We start from the raw sequence: 14,702 nt of genomic DNA, 5'->3' as shown, positions 1-14,702 counted from the left end.
CGTCCGTGGAGCGCCTTCCGGCCGGTGAGTAGGGTGGCGGCATGAGCGACGAGGCGGGCATGGACGGCGGGTGGGAGGAGCGGGTCGCCGCCCTCTGGGAGCGGATCGACGCGTACGGCCCCGAGGAGTTCCGGGAGCGGATCGCGGCGCTCGCAGGGGAGCGGGGCGGCGAGGACGCCGCCGCCGTGTTCGAGCTGGGGGCCGCCCACGACTCCACCGGGCAGCCCGTGGAGGCCGTCCGGCACTACCGGCGGGCCCTCGACCTCGGGCTGAGCGGGCTGCGCCGGCGGCGGGCCGTCATCCAGCTGGCGAGCAGTCTGCGGAACCTCGGCCGGCCCGACCGGAGCGTGGACCTGCTCACCGCCGAGCGGGACCTGCCCGCCGAGCGGCTCGACGCCGACGAGCTGGCGCTCGCCCCGGCCGTGGACGCCTTCCTCGCGCTCGCGCTGGCCGACACCGGCCGCGACCGGGAGGCCGCCTCGCTGGCCCTCGGCGCGCTCGCCCCGCTGCTGCCCCGCTACAACCGCTCCCTCGCCCACTACGCCCGCGCCCTCCTCACCGCGCCCGACGGCTCCTGACCCCGCGTCCGGCGGTCTCCGGTCGCGTCCGGCGGTCTCGGGCCGCGCGTCCGGCGGCTTCCGGTGGCGTCCGGCGGTCTCGGGCCGCGCGTCCGGCGGCTTCCGGCCGCGTCCGGCGGTCTCCGGCCGTGCGTCCGGCGGCTTCCGATCGTGCCCGGCGGTCTCCGGCCGCGCCCGGGCCGGTGACTTCGCCGGGGGGCCGGTGGGGGGCCCGCCCCACTCGCTAGGCTGAACGCAACGGCGACGGAAGGCGGGCGACGTGGGGTGGCTGCGCAGGAGGCCCAGGCGGGACGGCGAGGACGCGCCGAGGGACCCGGAGTTCGCCTACTTCTCCGAGCGCGAGGCCGCGTTCTTCCGGGCCACCGTCCGCGAGGCCTTCGCGGAACTCGGCCTGGAGGTCACCGTCTACGCCTCCTCCGTCCAGGACGACAAGCAGCGCCGCTTCGGCCTCGGCAACCTCGCCGCCGTCTGCCACCGGGACCGGCGCGGACCCCGCGTCTGGCCCGACCTGATCCGCCGTCACGTCACCCTGGTGGTGCGGACCCTGGACGGGCCCTCGGCCCTCGACACGCTGCCGCCGGACCAGATCCGCGCCCAGCTCTACCCCCGGGTCGTCAACGGCGAGGGCATCGACCCCGGCGCCTTCGGCTACGCCAGGACCCTCGCCCCCGGCCTGTACGAGGTGCTGGCGCTCGACCTGCCCGAGAGCGTCATGATGCTCACCGACGACGCCCTCGACCGGCTCGGCGACCCCGCGCAGCTGCGCGACCGCGCGCTGAAGAACCTGCGCGGACTGCCCGTCGAGGAGCACGAGACCGTACGGGACGCCGACGGCATGTCCTTCGAGGTCGTCGTCGGCGACTCCTTCTACACCGCCAGCCGCGTCCTCGACCTCGACGCCCTGGCCCAGCGGGTCACCGGACTGCCGCTCGGCGAGCACGGAGCCCTGGTCGCCCTCCCCTTCCGGCACCAGATCGCCTTCCACCCCATCCGGGACACCACGATCATCCCGGCGCTCGGTGCCATGGCCTCCTTCGCCGCCTCCGAGTACGAGGACACCCCGGGCGCCATCAGCCCCTACGTCTTCTGGTGGCGGGGCGGCACGCTCACCCAGCTCAGCGAGCACGACGAGGACGGCGGCGAGCTGCGGATCGTCGTCGGCGACGACTTCCAGGACCTGCTCGAACGGCTGATCGCCCAGGGGCCGGGACCGCGCTGACGGGCCGCCGAGCGGTCGCGACGGCCGGGCCCGGCGGGCAGGATGCTGAAGGACGCCCGACCACGGACCGCCCGCCGTCCGGCCGCCGCCGCGAAGGAGAGACCCCATGCCGAGCACCCCCGCCGAAGCCTCCGAAGCCTCCGGCGACGCCCCCACGCCCTTCACCGCCGACGACTACCGGGCCCGGATGGACCGGGCGGCCGCCTCCGCCGCCGACGCCGGCCTCGCCGGAGTGCTCGTCGCCCCCGGCCCCGACCTGGTCTACCTCACCGGCTACCAGCCGACCGCGATCACCGAACGGCTCACCGTCCTGGTCGTCGCCCCCGGCCAGGACCCCGTCCTCGTCGTCCCCACCCTGGAGGCGCCGGACGCGCGGAAGGCCGTCGGCGCCCCCGCGCTCACCCTGCGGGACTGGACCGACGGCAAGGACCCGTACGCCGTCACCGCGCCCCTGCTGGACGTCACCGGCCGCTTCGGCGTCAGCGACAACACCTGGGCCATGCACCTCCTCGGCCTCCAGCAGGCCCTGCCCTCCACCTCGTACGTCTCCCTCACCGAGGCCCTGCCCATGCTGCGGGCCGTGAAGGACGCGCACGAGCTGGCCCGGATCGCCGCCGCCGGGGCCGCCGCCGACCGGGCGTACGAGGAGATCCTCAAGGTCCGCTTCGCGGGGCGCAGGGAGACCGAGGTCGCCGCCGACCTGGCCCGGCTGCTCATGGACTTCGGCCACTCCCAGGTCGACTTCACCGTCGTCGGCTCGGGCCCCAACGGCGCCGACCCGCACCACGAGGCCGGCGAGCGGGTCATCGAGCGCGGCGACATGGTCGTCCTCGACTTCGGCGGCCTCAAGCACGGCTACGGCTCCGACACCACCCGCACCGTCCACGTCGGCGAGCCGACCGACGAGGAGCGCCGGGTCCACGACCTCGTCCGCGAGGCCCAGCAGGCCGGCTTCGAGGCCGTGAGGCCCGGCATCGCCTGCCAGGACGTGGACCGCGCGGCCCGGAAGGTCATCGCGGACGCCGGCTACGGCGAGTACTTCATCCACCGCACCGGCCACGGCATCGGCGTCACCACCCACGAACCGCCCTACATGATCGAGGGCGAGGAGCGGCCCGTCGTCCCCGGCATGTGCTTCTCGATCGAGCCGGGCGTCTACCTCCCGGGCCGCTTCGGCGTCCGCATCGAGGACATCGTGACCATGGCCGAGGACGGCACCGGCCGGCGCTTCAACGCCACCCCGCACGAGATGGCGATCGTCGAGTAGCCGTCGCCGCCCTCACCCGTCGGACAGCACCACCGCCGACTCGGCGGCCAGGCGCAGCAGGCCGTCCCGGGCGGGGGGTTCGGTGGGCTCCCAGGCGGCCAGGACGCGGTCGCGGCCGTTGGAGCCCAGGGGGATCTCCGCCGGCTCCTTCCCCAGGTTGACCGCCACCCGCACGTCGCCGCGCCGGAAGACCAGCCAGCGGGCCTCCTCGTCGAAGGCGGCCCGCACGCCGCCGAGGTCCGGGTCGGTGAGGTCCGGCAGGGTGCGGCGCAGGGCGATCAGCTCGCGGTGCCAGGCGAGGATCCGGCGGTGCGGGTCGCGCTCGCGCTCCGCGCGGTCGAGGACCGAGCGGTCGCGGGTCGCCGGGTCCTGCGGATCGGGCACCTCGCCCTCGTCCCAGCCGTGCTCCGCGAACTCCCGCCGCCTGCCCCGCCGTACGGCCTCCGCCAGCTCGGGGTCGGTGTGGTCGGTGAAGTACTGCCAGGGGGTGCGGGCGCCCCACTCCTCGCCCATGAAGAGCATCGGCACCGACGGCCCGGTGAGGACGAGCGCCGCCGCGCAGGCCAGCAGGCCGGGGGAGAGGGAGGCCGAAAGGCGGTCCCCCAGAGCCCGGTTGCCGATCTGGTCGTGGGTCTGGGCGTAGCCCAGGAAGCGGTGGGCCGGGGTGCGCTCCCGGTCGACCGGGCGGCCGTGGTGCCGGCCCCGGAAGGACGACCAGGTGCCGTCGTGGAAGAAGACCCGGGTGAGGGTCTTGGCGAGCGCGGCCATCGGGGCGCGCGCGAAGTCCGCGTAGTAGCCCTGCGACTCGCCGGTCAGCGCGGTGTGCAGGGCGTGGTGGAAGTCGTCGTTCCACTGCGCGTGCAGGCCGAGGCCGCCGAGCGCGCGCGGCGCCGTGGTGCGCGGGTCGGCCAGGTCGGACTCGGCGATCAGGAAGTGCCGGCGGTCCTGCTCCTTCGCCAACTCGTCGACGGCGGCGGAGAGTTCCTCCAGGAAGGTGAGGGCCCGGTCGTCGGCGAGGGCGTGCACCGCGTCGAGCCGCAGTCCGTCGATCCGGTAGTCCCGCAGCCAGGCGAGCGCGCTGCCGAGGAAGTACGCCCGCACCTCGTCCGAGCCGGGCGCGTCGAGGTTCACCGCCGCGCCCCACGGGGTGTGGTGGGTGTCGGTGAAGTACGGCCCGAAGGGCGGGAGGTGGTTCCCGGAGGGGCCCAGGTGGTTGTGGACCACGTCGAGGACCACGCCCATGCCGAGTCCGTGCGCGGCGTCCGTGAAGCGCTTGAGCGCCGCCGGGCCGCCGTACGGCTCGTGCACCGCCCAGGGGGCCACCCCGTCGTACCCCCAGCCGTTCACCCCGGGGAACGGGCAGAGCGGCATCAGCTCCACGTGGGTGACGCCGAGCCCGGCGAGCTCCCCGAGCCGGGCGGCGGCCGCGTCGAGGGTGCCCTCCGGGGTGAAGGTGCCGACGTGGAGCTCGTACAGGACCCCGTTCCGCAGCCGCAGCCGGGGCGGCTCGTGGAGCCAGGTGTGGGCCCCGTGGTCGACGACGGCGCTGAGCCCGTCCGGCCCGTCCGGCAGCCTGCGGCCGCGCGGATCGGGCAGGACGGGCCCCTCGTCGAGACGGAAGCCGTACCGGTCGCCGTCGGAGGCCGGCACGGTGCCGGTCCACCAGCCGTCCCTCAGGGGGTCCCGGTCGAGGGGGTGCCCGGTGCCGTTCAGCTCCAGGGTCACCCGGTCGCGGGCGTGCGGCGCCCAGACCTCGAAGAGCACGGCGGTTCTCCTCGCAGACGTCGGTACGGTCGGCTACCTCGGTCCCATCCTGGCAGTCAGGACCGCGACGCGCCCGGCGCGTCCCACACGTAGTCGACCTGACGCTGGAAGTTCACGTACCCGGCGCGGGCGAAGGCCGCCGCCATCGGGACGTTCCCCAGGTCGGTCGCGGCGCGGACCCGCGGCATCCCGGCCTCCGCGAGGATCCGGGTGCCCTCGGCGAGGATCTCGTCGATGTACCCGTGGCCCCGGTGGGCGGGGAGCACCCCGATGTAGGCGATGATCGGGTTGTAGTTGTTGCGGGCCGGGACGACGAAGCCGACCGCCTCGCCCGTGTCCGGGAGTTCGGCCACCCGCCACCACTCGCGCGGCGAGGTGTAGTGCGGGAACTCCTCGTCGTAGTGCCGTTCGGCGGCCTCCCGGGGGGTCAGCCCCTCGGCGAGGTCGGCCCGGCCGTGCGCGTCGAGCGTGCCCTCCATCACCGGCGTCATCAGGGTGACCAGGTCCTCGCGGTCCCGCACCGGACGGAAGACCAGCCGGCCCGTCGGCTCCGCGACCGGGGTGCCGGGCAGCCACTCCAGGCGCAGCCGCTCGACCAGCGGCCGGGCGCCCGTCTCCGCCAGCAGGGAGAACAACAGCTCCACCCGCTCGCGGGTCTCCGGGACCTCGCGCCAGTCGGCGGGCAGGTAGCGGTTGTACTCCGGCGGCACGGTGCCCGCCGGCACGACGGCGGGCACGGCGGCGGCCAGCAGCCGCCGGCCCACCTCCGCCGCCTCCCCGGCCGGGAGCTCCGGGTCGAGGTCGAAGAAGTCGAGGGCCAGCGGCTCGCCCCCCTCCTTGTTGGTCCACCAGGCGATCCGGCCGAGCGGCCGGCCGTCGCGGAGGGCCACCCACAGCCACTCGGGGCGGCGGCGGCCGGTGCCGAGGTCGTCGGCGAGTTCGTGGTCGAGCGTGTAGCGGAGGCCGAGGAACAGGTCCAGCTCCTCGGGCCCGGCGAGCGGGCGGACGACGAGGTCGTCGGTCATACGGTGGTTCCCCCAGGGGTACGGTCGGTCGAAGCCCGCAGACCGTAGCAGCGATCTTCCGGGGCGGGCGCGGCAATTAGCGGCGATGGGCGGCGACGGGCGGCGACGGGCCGTCGGAGCTGGTACAGGCCCGGTACAGGAGGCTTCTGGACAGCCCGGCCCGGACACCCGGACAATCACCGTGTGACGACCCCGACCCCGTACGAGCCCCCGGCGCACTCCCCCCGGCTGACCGACGCCGAGCGGGACCGCGCGCTGGGCATGCTCCGGGAGGGCGCGGCGCAGGGCCGTCTCTCGCACGACACCTTCCTCTTCCGGATGGAGCGGGCCCTCCAGGCCCGCCGCCCCGACGAACTCGCCGTGCTCACCGCCGACCTGCGCGGCGAGGGCACCTGGACCCGGCGGGTGGTGGGCGCGGTCGAGCGCGTGTCGGCGTTCACCGCGCGCATCGGCAGGGCCTGGCACTCCGAGCGGCTCCCGAAGCTGCTGCTGCCGCAGCCGGGGCCGTACCCGCTGCGCATCGGCCGTGACCCGGTGAACGGGCTGCGGCTCAGCCACGAGACGGCCTCCCGGCTGCACGCCGAGCTCTCCCTCCAGAGCGGCCTCTGGGTGCTGCGCGACCTCGGCTCCACCAACGGCACCACCGTCAACGGCCGCCGGGTCACCGGCGCGGTCGTGGTCCGCGCCGGTGACGTCGTCGGCTTCGGCGAGATGAGCTTCCGGCTCTCCCTGGACTGACCGGCTCCTCCGCCTCGGCTGACCGGGCCTTCCGCCGGCGGGTCCTTCGAGGTCAGCGCGGTGCGCCCTCACCCGTTCGGCCGTACGTGGCGGGCGGCGGCGGGCGCTGGATGGTGGGCTGGGGGGACGCGCGCCAGGATCCCGGCCGCGGCAATCACCGCCGACGAGGCGAACCGGCCGAACGACAGGGGGCGCGATGCGCGACGAGCCGAACCGCGGGACGGGACCCGCCGGGACCCCCGGCGCGGACGACCCCTGGCGGCGACTGCCCGCCATGGCCCCCGCCGGGGCCACCGCCGCCCCCGCCCCCGGCCGGGTGCGGCCCGTCGCCGACCCGGCCGCGGGACCGCCCGCGCCGCCCGGCGGACGGACCGTCGCCCCCAGCCCCCTGGACCCCGGCGCCGCCCTCGACCCGCACCCCGTGCACCGCCGGCTGCGCGAGGAGTTCCCGCTCACCTACGACCCGCTGCTGCGCGCCTGGGTGCTCAGCCGGTACGCGGACGTGGCCGGCGCGCTCACCGACCCCCGCTTCACCCACGGCCACCGGCCCGGCGACCCGCCCTGCGCCCGCGCCCACACCGACGTGAACCTCGCCGAACTGCGGGCCGTCGCGGAGCGCACCGCCCACGTCCTGGCCCGCCGCATCGCCGACCGCCCGCAGGCCGACCTGGTCGCCGACTTCTGCCACTGGCTGCCCGCGGGCACCGTCGCCGCCGCCGTCGGCGTCCCCTACCGGGACATGATGCGGCTGGTCAGGGGCCGGGCCGCCACGGCGCTCGCCGGCGAGTGCGGCGGCCAGATCGCCGTGCGGGAGAAGGCGCTCGCCTCCTTCCTCGGCAACGTCCTCGCCGACCCCGACCAGACCGCCGCCCTGCGCGACGCCCCGGCGGGCCTGGTGGCCCGGGCGTGGACGGAGTCGCTGCGCCGCGATCCGCCGGTGCAGATCGCCGTCCGGCGCACCCGGGAGGACGTGCCGGTGAGCGGCGGGATCCTGCCGGGAGGCTCCTCGGTGGCGCTGCTGGTCGGCGCGGCCGGGCGGGACCCGGAGCGGTTCCGCGACCCGGACCGCTTCGATCCGCTCCGCGACGACCCCGGTCAGCTCACGTACGGCCCAGGCTTCTGCCCCGCGGTGATCCTGGCCGGTCTGGAGGCGGAGTACGCGCTCCGCGCGCTCTTCCGCGCGATGCCCCGGCTGCGCCTGGCGGACGGCTTCCGTCCGGTGCCGACCGGTCTGATCACGCGTGCCCCGCGCGCGCTCGTCGTCCGGCCGAACGGCTGAGACGAGCGGCTCCGCCCCGCTGCTAGGGTGACGTGCGCTCGTCAAACGAGCCGTTCATTCGAGTCAAGTCCAACGGGGAATCAGACACGTGAAGCTTCGTCATGCCCGCGCGATCGCCGTCTTCGGCATCGCCGTCATCGCCCTCACCGGTGCCCGCGGTTCGGGCGGCGGCGGCTGCGACAACAGCAGCTCCGGTTCCAGCTCCAGTTCCAGCTCCGGCGGCAGCGGCAGCCACAGCGACAACGACAGCGACAGCAACGCGAGTTCGGGCGGCTCCCTGCCCGGTGGCGGTGGCAGCGCCGACAAGGCCGCCCGCGACGTGACCATCGACAAGTGCGCCTACGACGCGGCGACGAAGAAGCTCACCGCCAAGATCACGGTGAAGAACGACGGCGCGCTCGACTACGACTACAGCGTCACGATGAAGTTCACCGGCACCGGCGCCACTTCGGCGACGGCCGTGAAGACCGGCATCGCGGTCACCGCGGGCGCCTCCGTCAGCACCGAGCTCACCACCCCGTACCCGGGCACCGGCGACGGCTCCGAGTACACCAAGTGCGAGGTCACGCGCGCCAGCCGGATCTGACCCGCGGACGGGGGCCGGGCGGCGCGGTCCGACGGACCGCCCCGCCCGGCCCCCCTCCCTCAGCGGCGCCTCTGGTAGGCGTCGGTCTGGTTCGGCGGGGCGTTGTGCACCGCCCAGGAGTTGTACGAGGTCCGGTCCTGGGCCGCCTGGACACGGGCCCGCTCCTCGATGCGCAGGCCCTCCGCGTGCTCGGTGCGGGTCCAGCCCCGGCGCAGCAGCACCCCCACCAGGAGCACGACGAGTCCCCCCAGGACTCCGAAGAACACCCACAGCGTCATGTCTTCCCCCCTTGTCCGCCCGTTCGCCCGTTCGTCTGTTCTTCCTCGCCCCCGGGCGTGGTGCCGCCCAGTATGCGGTCAGTCCCCGATCCGCGCGAGGAGGGCGACCGGCCGGTCGGCGAACAGCTCCGCCAGTTTCAGCTCGCTCGCCGCGCCACCGGTGAACTCCCGGACCCCGTCCAGGACATCGGCCCAGCGCCCGTCCGGCAGCACCAGCTCGGTGTCCCGCCAGCCGCCCGCCTCCGCGAGCCGCAGCGACAGCCGGGTCACCGCGGTGACCACCTCGCCGGAGCGGGCGAAGGCCAGGCAGTGCGCGGCGGCCGGCCCCTCGGCGGCCAGCGGTTCGTACCCGGAGCCGGGGCCGAAGGCCGCCGGGCGCTCCCGGCGCAGCCGCAGCGCCGCCCGGACCAGCGCGGTCCGGCCGTCGTCCGGGCCCGGCGCGAACGGCGCCCGGTTGTCGGGGTCGACCAGCGCCCGGTACTCCCGCTCGGTGTTCTGGTACAGCTCCGGCACCCCCGGCATGGTCAGCTGGACCAGCGCCGCGCCGTCCGCCTGGGCCCGGATGTGCGGCTCCAGCGCGAACGCCGCCTCGGACGCGGCCCGCAGCGGCACCCGCCCGGGCCCGGCCGCCACGAAGTCGGCCACCGCCCGCTCGTACGCCGGGTCCTGCTCGGTCCACGAGGTCCGCAGCCCCTCCTCCCGCGCGGCCTTGAGGACGGCCGGTCCGATCCGCTCCGGGTCCGGCGTGCCGAAGCCGAAGGCGGTCTGCCAGGCCGTCCAGGCGAGGTGCGGGTCGGGCGCCGGCACCGAGGCGGTCTCGGACAGCAGCCCCGCCCACACCTCCGGGCACTGCGCGAGGACCGCGATCGCGGCCCGCACGTCCGCGCTGCGCTTGGTGTCGTGGGTGGTGAGGACCGTGCCGGTGGCCGGCCAGTCGCGGACGAGCCGGGCGCAGGCGGCGTGGAACTCCGCGACGCCGACGGCCGGCCGTCCCGGATCGCCGCCGACCTCGTTGGCCGAGAGCAGCGGGGCGTACCGGTAGAAGGCGGTGTCCTCGGTGGACTTGGCCCGCAGCGCCGAGGAGGTCTGCGCGAACCGGGCCCGGAAGGCCCGGTGGCCGGGGGAGTCGCCGAGCGTGCCGAGCAGGAGCCCCCGGACGGTGTCCACGGCGGCGGCCTCCTCCGGCACCGCGAAGGCGGCCCGGGCGCCCCGGGCGGCCTCGGCGGTGAGCACCCGCTCGACGCCGGTCCGGTAGGGCCGGTAGACCGGCACGCGGACGAGGAGCTCCTCGACCGCCGTCCGCAGCGCCCAGGGCGCGTGGTCCCGGAGCGCGGGGTCGGCGGCGCAGAGCCGTACCGCCGCCCGGGTCAGCGCGGCCGTCTCCGCCGCCAGGTCGTGCCGCACCACCTCGTACGCGGCGCGCCGGGCGGTCGCCTCCCAGTCGCCGCCCCGGTCGGCGGAGCGTCCGGCGAACTCCCGGTAGAGGCGCGTGAGTTCCTGGGCACCGGCGGCTTCGGTCAGGACGCCGTCGACCAGCCGCAGCGCGTCGTACCCGGTGGTGCCCGCCACCGGCCACGCGTCCGGCAGCGTCTCGTCCCCGGTGAGGATCTTCTCGACCACCGTCCAGCACCGGCCGCCGGTCGCCTCCGCCAGCCGCTCCAGATAGCCCTGGGGGTCGGCGAGGCCGTCGGGGTGGTCGATGCGCAGCCCCTCGATCACCCCGTCGGCGACCAGCTCCAGGATCTTCGCGTGGCTCCCGGCGAAGACCTCCGGGTCCTCCACCCGCACCCCGATGAGGTCGGAGACGGTGAAGAAGCGCCGGTAGTCCAGCTCGGTGCGGGCGAGCCGCCACCAGCCGAGCCGGTACCACTGGGCGTCCAGGAGCGCGTCGAGCGGCAGCCCCTCGGTGCCCTCGCGGAGCGGGAACTCCTGCCCGTCCAGGCGCAGTACGCCGTCCTCGACCCGCAGCCGGTCCTTCACCTCGTGCAGCCGGGCGGGCAGCACCGGCAGCAGCACCCGGCCGTCCCCGGCGTCCCACTCGATGTCGAACCAGCGGCCGTACGGCGAGTCCGGGCCGTGCCGCAGCACCTCCCGCAGCGCGTGGTTGTGCCGGGGCGAGGCCGCCATGTGGTTGGGCACCAGGTCCACCACCAGGCCGAGGCCGTGCGCGCGGGCCGTCGCGGCCAGCGCCCGCAGCCCCGCCTCGCCGCCCAGCTCCGCCCGGACCGACCGGTGGTCGGTGACGTCGTACCCGTGGAGGGAGCCGGGCACCGCCTCCAGGACGGGGGAGAGGTGCAGGTGCGAGACGCCGAGCCCGGCGAGGTGCGGCACGGCCCGCTCGGCGGCGGCGAAGGGGAAGGCGGGCTGGAGCTGGAGCCGGTAGGTGGCGGTGGGCACCACCGGGACGGCGGGGACGGAGGCGACGGCGGGGTCGGCGGGGGACGGCGGGCGGGCGGACCGGTTGGACGTCATGCGAACGTACGTACCCCGTACGGAAGCTTCCGTGTCATCGCCCGATGCACCCGTTCGGGTGCATCGGGTTACTTTCGGCCGATGCTCCGGACGTACCGCGACACCCTCTCGCTGCTCGGCCCCGCCCTGCCGGTCCTCTCCTTCCTCGGCCGGCTGCCCACCGCGATGTGCCAGCTCGGCAGCGTCCTGCTGGTCGCCGAGACCAGCGGCTCCCTCGCCACGGCGGGGCTCGCCGGAGGCGCGCTGGCCGCCGGGCAGACCGTCGCGGGGCCGCTCCTCGGCCGGCTCGCGGACCGGCGCGGCCAGCGCGGACCCGTCCTCGCCGCCTCCCTCGCCAACGCCGTGGCCGTCGCCGTCCTGGTCCTCGCCGCCGTCGCCGAGGCCCCCACCGCGCTCCTCGTGCCGGCGGCCCTGCTCGCCGGGGCGACCGTCCCGCAGATCGGGCCGCTCGCCCGGACCCGCTCGGTGGCCCTCGCCCGCCGGGCCGGGGCCGACGACCGGACCGTGGGCGCCGTCCTCTCCTTCGAGGGCACCCTCGACGAGGTGTCCTTCGTCCTCGGCCCGGCCCTCGTCGGCCTCGCCGCCGCCCTCGCCCACCCGGGGACCGCCCTGCTCGGCGCGTCCCTGCTGCTCGCCGTCTGCGGCACCGGCTTCGCGCTCCACCCGACCGCCCGCGCCGCCGCGACCGGAGCCGGCGCGTCCACCACCCGTACGGGCGCCGCCGAACGGCCCCGGCTGCCCGCCTCCGCCTACGCCCTCCGGGTGACGATGGTCCTCCAGGGCGCCATGTTCGGCGCCTCCCAGGCCGGGATCACCGCCCTCACCGCCGGCCTCGGCGCCCCCTCTCAGGCCGGGCTCGTCTACGCCGCGATGGGCGTGATGAGCGCCGCCGTCGGCCTCTCGCTCGCCGCCCTGCCCGCCCGGATCGGACTCACGGCCCGCTGGCGGGCCGCGACCGCCGGGCTCGTCCTGCTCTCCCTGCCGCTGCTCGCCGTCGACTCCCTCGTCGGCCTGTACGCGGTGGTGACCGTGCTCGGCGCCGCCTACGCCCCGCACCTCATCACGGTCTTCGCCCTCACCGAGCGGGCCGTCCCGGCCGGCCGGCTCGCCGAGTCCATGGCCTTCCTCACCAGCGGGATCGTCGGCGGCCAGGCCCTCGCCCTGGCGCTCTCCGGACGGCTGGCCGAACAGCACGGCGCCCCCGCCGCCTTCGCGGTGGCGGTGGGGGCGGCCGCGGCCTGCGCGGCGCTCTCCTGGACGGTGCGGACCGCACGTCCGAAGGCGCCGCGCGGGGCGCTCACGCCGGACGGCGCAGCACCGCCAGGCTCAGCGGCGCGAGGGTGACGCGCTCGCCCGCCGCGATCTCCGGCCCCTCCCGGGGCGGCATCCCCTCCGGCTCCGCGGTGTCCACCACCGTCCGCCAGCACCGGCCGTGGCTGTCCGGCACCGCGAACTCCAGCTCCTGCGACGAGGCGTTGAACATCAGCAGGAAGGAGTCGTCGGCGATCCGCTCGCCCTGCGTGCCCGGTTCGGAGATCGCGTTGCCGTTGAGGAAGACGGTCAGCGCGCGGGCGTGCGCGGCCTGCCAGTCGCGGGCCGTCATCTCCTCGCCCTCGGGGGTGAACCAGGCGATGTCGGTGAGCTCGTCGTGCGTGCCCTCCACCGGCCGGCCGTGGAAGAAGCGCCGCCGCCGGAAGACCGGGTGCTCGCGGCGGAGCCGCACCATCGCCCGGGTGAAGCGCAGCAGGGTCGCCTCCGCCTCGCTGTTCTCCTTCGGCCACCGCACCCAGGACAGCTCGCCGTCCTGGCAGTAGGCGTTGTTGTTGCCCTCCTGGGTCCGCCCGAACTCGTCGCCGTGGCTGAGCATCGGCACGCCCTGCGACAGCATCAGCGTGGCGAGGAAGTTGCGCATCTGGCGGGCCCGCAGTTCGTTGATCCCGACGTCGTCGGTCTCGCCCTCCGCGCCGCAGTTCCACGAGCGGTTGTGGCTCTCGCCGTCCCGGTTGCCCTCGCCGTTGGCCTCGTTGCGCTTCTCGTTGTACGACACGAGGTCGCGCAGGGTGAAGCCGTCGTGGCAGGTCACGAAGTTGACCGAGGCGAGCGGGCGCCGGCCGTCGTCCTGGTACAGGTCGGAGGAGCCGGTGAGCCGGGAGGCGAACTCGGCCAGCGTGCGCGGCTCGCCCCGCCACAGGTCCCGTACGCAGTCCCGGTACTTGCCGTTCCACTCGGTCCACAGCGGCGGGAAGTTGCCCACCTGGTAGCCGCCCTCGCCGACGTCCCACGGCTCGGCGATCAGCTTCACCTGGCTCACCACCGGGTCCTGCTGCACCAGGTCGAAGAAGGACGACAGCCGGTCCACCTCGTGGAACTGCCGTGCCAGGGTGGCCGCCAGGTCGAAGCGGAAGCCGTCCACGTGCATCTCGGTCACCCAGTACCGCAGGCTGTCCATGATCATCTGGAGCACGTGCGGGGACCGCATGAGCAGCGAGTTCCCGGTGCCGGTGGTGTCCATGTAGTAGCGGGGGTCGTCGGCCAGCCGGTAGTACGAGGGGTTGTCCAGGCCGCGGAAGGAGAGCGTCGGGCCCAGGTGGTTGCCCTCGGCCGTGTGGTTGTAGACGACGTCGAGGATGACCTCGATGCCCGCCTGGTGCAGCGCCCGTACCGCCGACTTGAACTCCAGGACCTGCTGGCCCCGGTCGCCCCAGGACGCGTAGGCGTTGTGCGGGGCGAAGAAGCCGATCGTGTTGTAGCCCCAGTAGTTCGACAGCCCCGCGTCCACCAGCCGGTGGTCGTGCACGAACTGGTGCACCGGCATCAGTTCCAGCGCGGTGACGCCGAGCTCCTTCAGGTGCCCGATCACCGAGGGGTGCGCGAGCCCCGCGTAGGTGCCCCGCAGCTCCTCCGGGAGGTCCGGGTGGAGCATCGTCAGGCCCTTCACGTGGGCCTCGTAGATCACCGTGTGGTGGTACTCGGTGCGCGGCCGCCGGTCGTCGCCCCAGTCGAAGTACGGGTTCACCACCACCGAGGTCATCGTGTGCGGGGCCGAGTCCGCGTCGTTGCGCGCGTCCGGCCGGCCGAAGGGGTAGCCGTACACCGCCTCGCCCCAGGCGACCGAGCCCGACATGGCCCGCGCGTACGGATCGAGGAGGAGCTTCGCCGGATTGCAGCGCAGCCCGCGCTCCGGCGCGTACGGCCCGTGCACGCGGAAGCCGTACCGCTGCCCGGGCATCACGCCCGGCAGGTACGCGTGCCGGACGAAGGCGTCCGTCTCGCGCAGTTCGACGGACGTCTCCGCGCCGTCGTCGTCGATCAGACACAGTTCGATGCGGTGCGCCGCCTCCGAGAAGACCGCGAAGTTGGTGCCCGCTCCGTCGTAGGTGGCGCCCAGGGGGTACGCCTGTCCCGGCCAGACCTGCATGAATGGAATCTTCCTCTTCTGTCCGGGTACGGGGGTGCTCTTCGGCCAGATCCTGCCCGAAAGAGGCGCAACCTCCCG

The 14,702-nt window shown here is 75.3% G+C and carries 12 protein-coding genes; 7 read left to right on the top strand and 5 right to left on the bottom strand.

What is annotated here, in order from left to right; all coding sequences use genetic code 11:
* The first annotated feature begins 41 nt into the window (after positions 1 to 41).
* From ACF1ED_RS16405 to ACF1ED_RS16395, 3 genes are all read left to right on the top strand, one after another.
* A complete protein-coding gene (locus tag ACF1ED_RS16405) occupies positions 42 to 578 on the top strand; it encodes a tetratricopeptide repeat protein (protein ID WP_391760905.1) in 537 nt (178 codons plus the stop codon).
* A gap of 259 nt (positions 579 to 837) precedes the next feature.
* Positions 838 to 1,797 carry a hypothetical protein gene (locus tag ACF1ED_RS16400; protein WP_391760903.1) on the top strand — a complete coding sequence of 320 codons (960 nt, stop codon included), beginning with the start codon at positions 838 to 840 and terminating at the stop codon, positions 1,795 to 1,797.
* A gap of 106 nt (positions 1,798 to 1,903) precedes the next feature.
* Positions 1,904 to 3,064 carry an aminopeptidase P family protein gene (locus ACF1ED_RS16395; protein WP_391760901.1) on the top strand — a complete coding sequence of 387 codons (1,161 nt, stop codon included), beginning with the start codon at positions 1,904 to 1,906 and terminating at the stop codon, positions 3,062 to 3,064.
* Between the two features lie 12 nt (positions 3,065 to 3,076).
* Here ACF1ED_RS16395 and treZ read toward each other — a convergent pair whose 3' ends face one another.
* Together treZ and ACF1ED_RS16385 are read right to left on the bottom strand one after the other, a co-directional pair.
* The gene (gene treZ / locus ACF1ED_RS16390) at positions 3,077 to 4,828 is read right to left on the bottom strand and encodes a malto-oligosyltrehalose trehalohydrolase (protein ID WP_391760899.1); all 1,752 of its coding nucleotides are present in this window, start codon (positions 4,826 to 4,828) and stop codon (positions 3,077 to 3,079) included.
* 56 nt (positions 4,829 to 4,884) lie between these two features.
* Positions 4,885 to 5,853, bottom strand: coding sequence for a GNAT family N-acetyltransferase (locus ACF1ED_RS16385; protein ID WP_391760897.1), 969 nt, complete (start codon positions 5,851 to 5,853; stop codon positions 4,885 to 4,887).
* 183 nt (positions 5,854 to 6,036) lie between these two features.
* Here ACF1ED_RS16385 and ACF1ED_RS16380 point away from each other — a divergent pair, with 183 nt between their 5' ends.
* The 3 genes from ACF1ED_RS16380 (at position 6,037) to ACF1ED_RS16370 (ending at position 8,456) form a co-directional block, all read left to right on the top strand.
* Positions 6,037 to 6,591, top strand: coding sequence for an FHA domain-containing protein (locus ACF1ED_RS16380; protein WP_391760895.1), 555 nt, complete (start codon positions 6,037 to 6,039; stop codon positions 6,589 to 6,591).
* Positions 6,592 to 6,787: 196 nt separating this feature from the next.
* Positions 6,788 to 7,870 carry a cytochrome P450 gene (locus ACF1ED_RS16375; protein WP_391760893.1) on the top strand — a complete coding sequence of 361 codons (1,083 nt, stop codon included), beginning with the start codon at positions 6,788 to 6,790 and terminating at the stop codon, positions 7,868 to 7,870.
* Positions 7,871 to 7,958: 88 nt separating this feature from the next.
* Positions 7,959 to 8,456, top strand: a complete 498-nt coding sequence (locus ACF1ED_RS16370; RefSeq protein WP_391760891.1) for a hypothetical protein — start codon at positions 7,959 to 7,961, stop codon at positions 8,454 to 8,456.
* 59 nt (positions 8,457 to 8,515) lie between these two features.
* Here ACF1ED_RS16370 and ACF1ED_RS16365 read toward each other — a convergent pair whose 3' ends face one another.
* Positions 8,516 to 8,734, bottom strand: coding sequence for a hypothetical protein (locus ACF1ED_RS16365; protein ID WP_391760889.1), 219 nt, complete (start codon positions 8,732 to 8,734; stop codon positions 8,516 to 8,518).
* Between the two features lie 78 nt (positions 8,735 to 8,812).
* On the bottom strand, positions 8,813 to 11,134 hold the full coding sequence (gene treY / locus ACF1ED_RS16360) for a malto-oligosyltrehalose synthase (protein ID WP_391761332.1): 2,322 nt from the start codon (positions 11,132 to 11,134) through the stop codon (positions 8,813 to 8,815).
* Positions 11,135 to 11,287: 153 nt separating this feature from the next.
* On the opposite strand from treY, the gene ACF1ED_RS16355 reads away from it, so the two are divergent.
* The gene (locus ACF1ED_RS16355; protein WP_391760887.1) at positions 11,288 to 12,550 is read left to right on the top strand and encodes an MFS transporter; all 1,263 of its coding nucleotides are present in this window, start codon (positions 11,288 to 11,290) and stop codon (positions 12,548 to 12,550) included.
* Here ACF1ED_RS16355 and glgX read toward each other — a convergent pair.
* Positions 12,504 to 14,624, bottom strand: a complete 2,121-nt coding sequence (gene glgX / locus ACF1ED_RS16350; protein WP_391760885.1) for a glycogen debranching protein GlgX — start codon at positions 14,622 to 14,624, stop codon at positions 12,504 to 12,506. The two genes, ACF1ED_RS16355 and glgX, sit on opposite strands and share 47 nt — an antisense overlap.
* Positions 14,625 to 14,702: the final 78 nt, after the last annotated feature.

Origin of the sequence: Streptomyces sp. NPDC014656 (genome assembly GCF_043084305.1) — a bacterium.
GTDB lineage: Bacteria > Actinomycetota > Actinomycetes > Streptomycetales > Streptomycetaceae > Streptomyces.
Note: the sequence above shows the minus strand (reverse complement) of the source record. Positions and strands in the feature narration are given on the sequence as shown.

Excerpts from the sequence above, each read along its gene's own strand:
- ACF1ED_RS16405 (WP_391760905.1), top strand. The coding sequence starts at position 42 with ATGAGCGACGAGGCGGGCATGGACGGCGGGTGGGAGGAGCGGGTCGCC.
- ACF1ED_RS16395 (WP_391760901.1), top strand. The coding sequence starts at position 1,904 with ATGCCGAGCACCCCCGCCGAAGCCTCCGAAGCCTCCGGCGACGCCCCC.
- ACF1ED_RS16385 (WP_391760897.1), bottom strand. The coding sequence starts at position 5,853 with ATGACCGACGACCTCGTCGTCCGCCCGCTCGCCGGGCCCGAGGAGCTG.
- ACF1ED_RS16375 (WP_391760893.1), top strand. The coding sequence starts at position 6,788 with ATGCGCGACGAGCCGAACCGCGGGACGGGACCCGCCGGGACCCCCGGC.
- ACF1ED_RS16365 (WP_391760889.1), bottom strand. The coding sequence starts at position 8,734 with ATGACGCTGTGGGTGTTCTTCGGAGTCCTGGGGGGACTCGTCGTGCTC.
- ACF1ED_RS16355 (WP_391760887.1), top strand. The coding sequence starts at position 11,288 with ATGCTCCGGACGTACCGCGACACCCTCTCGCTGCTCGGCCCCGCCCTG.
- glgX (WP_391760885.1), bottom strand. The coding sequence starts at position 14,624 with ATGCAGGTCTGGCCGGGACAGGCGTACCCCCTGGGCGCCACCTACGAC.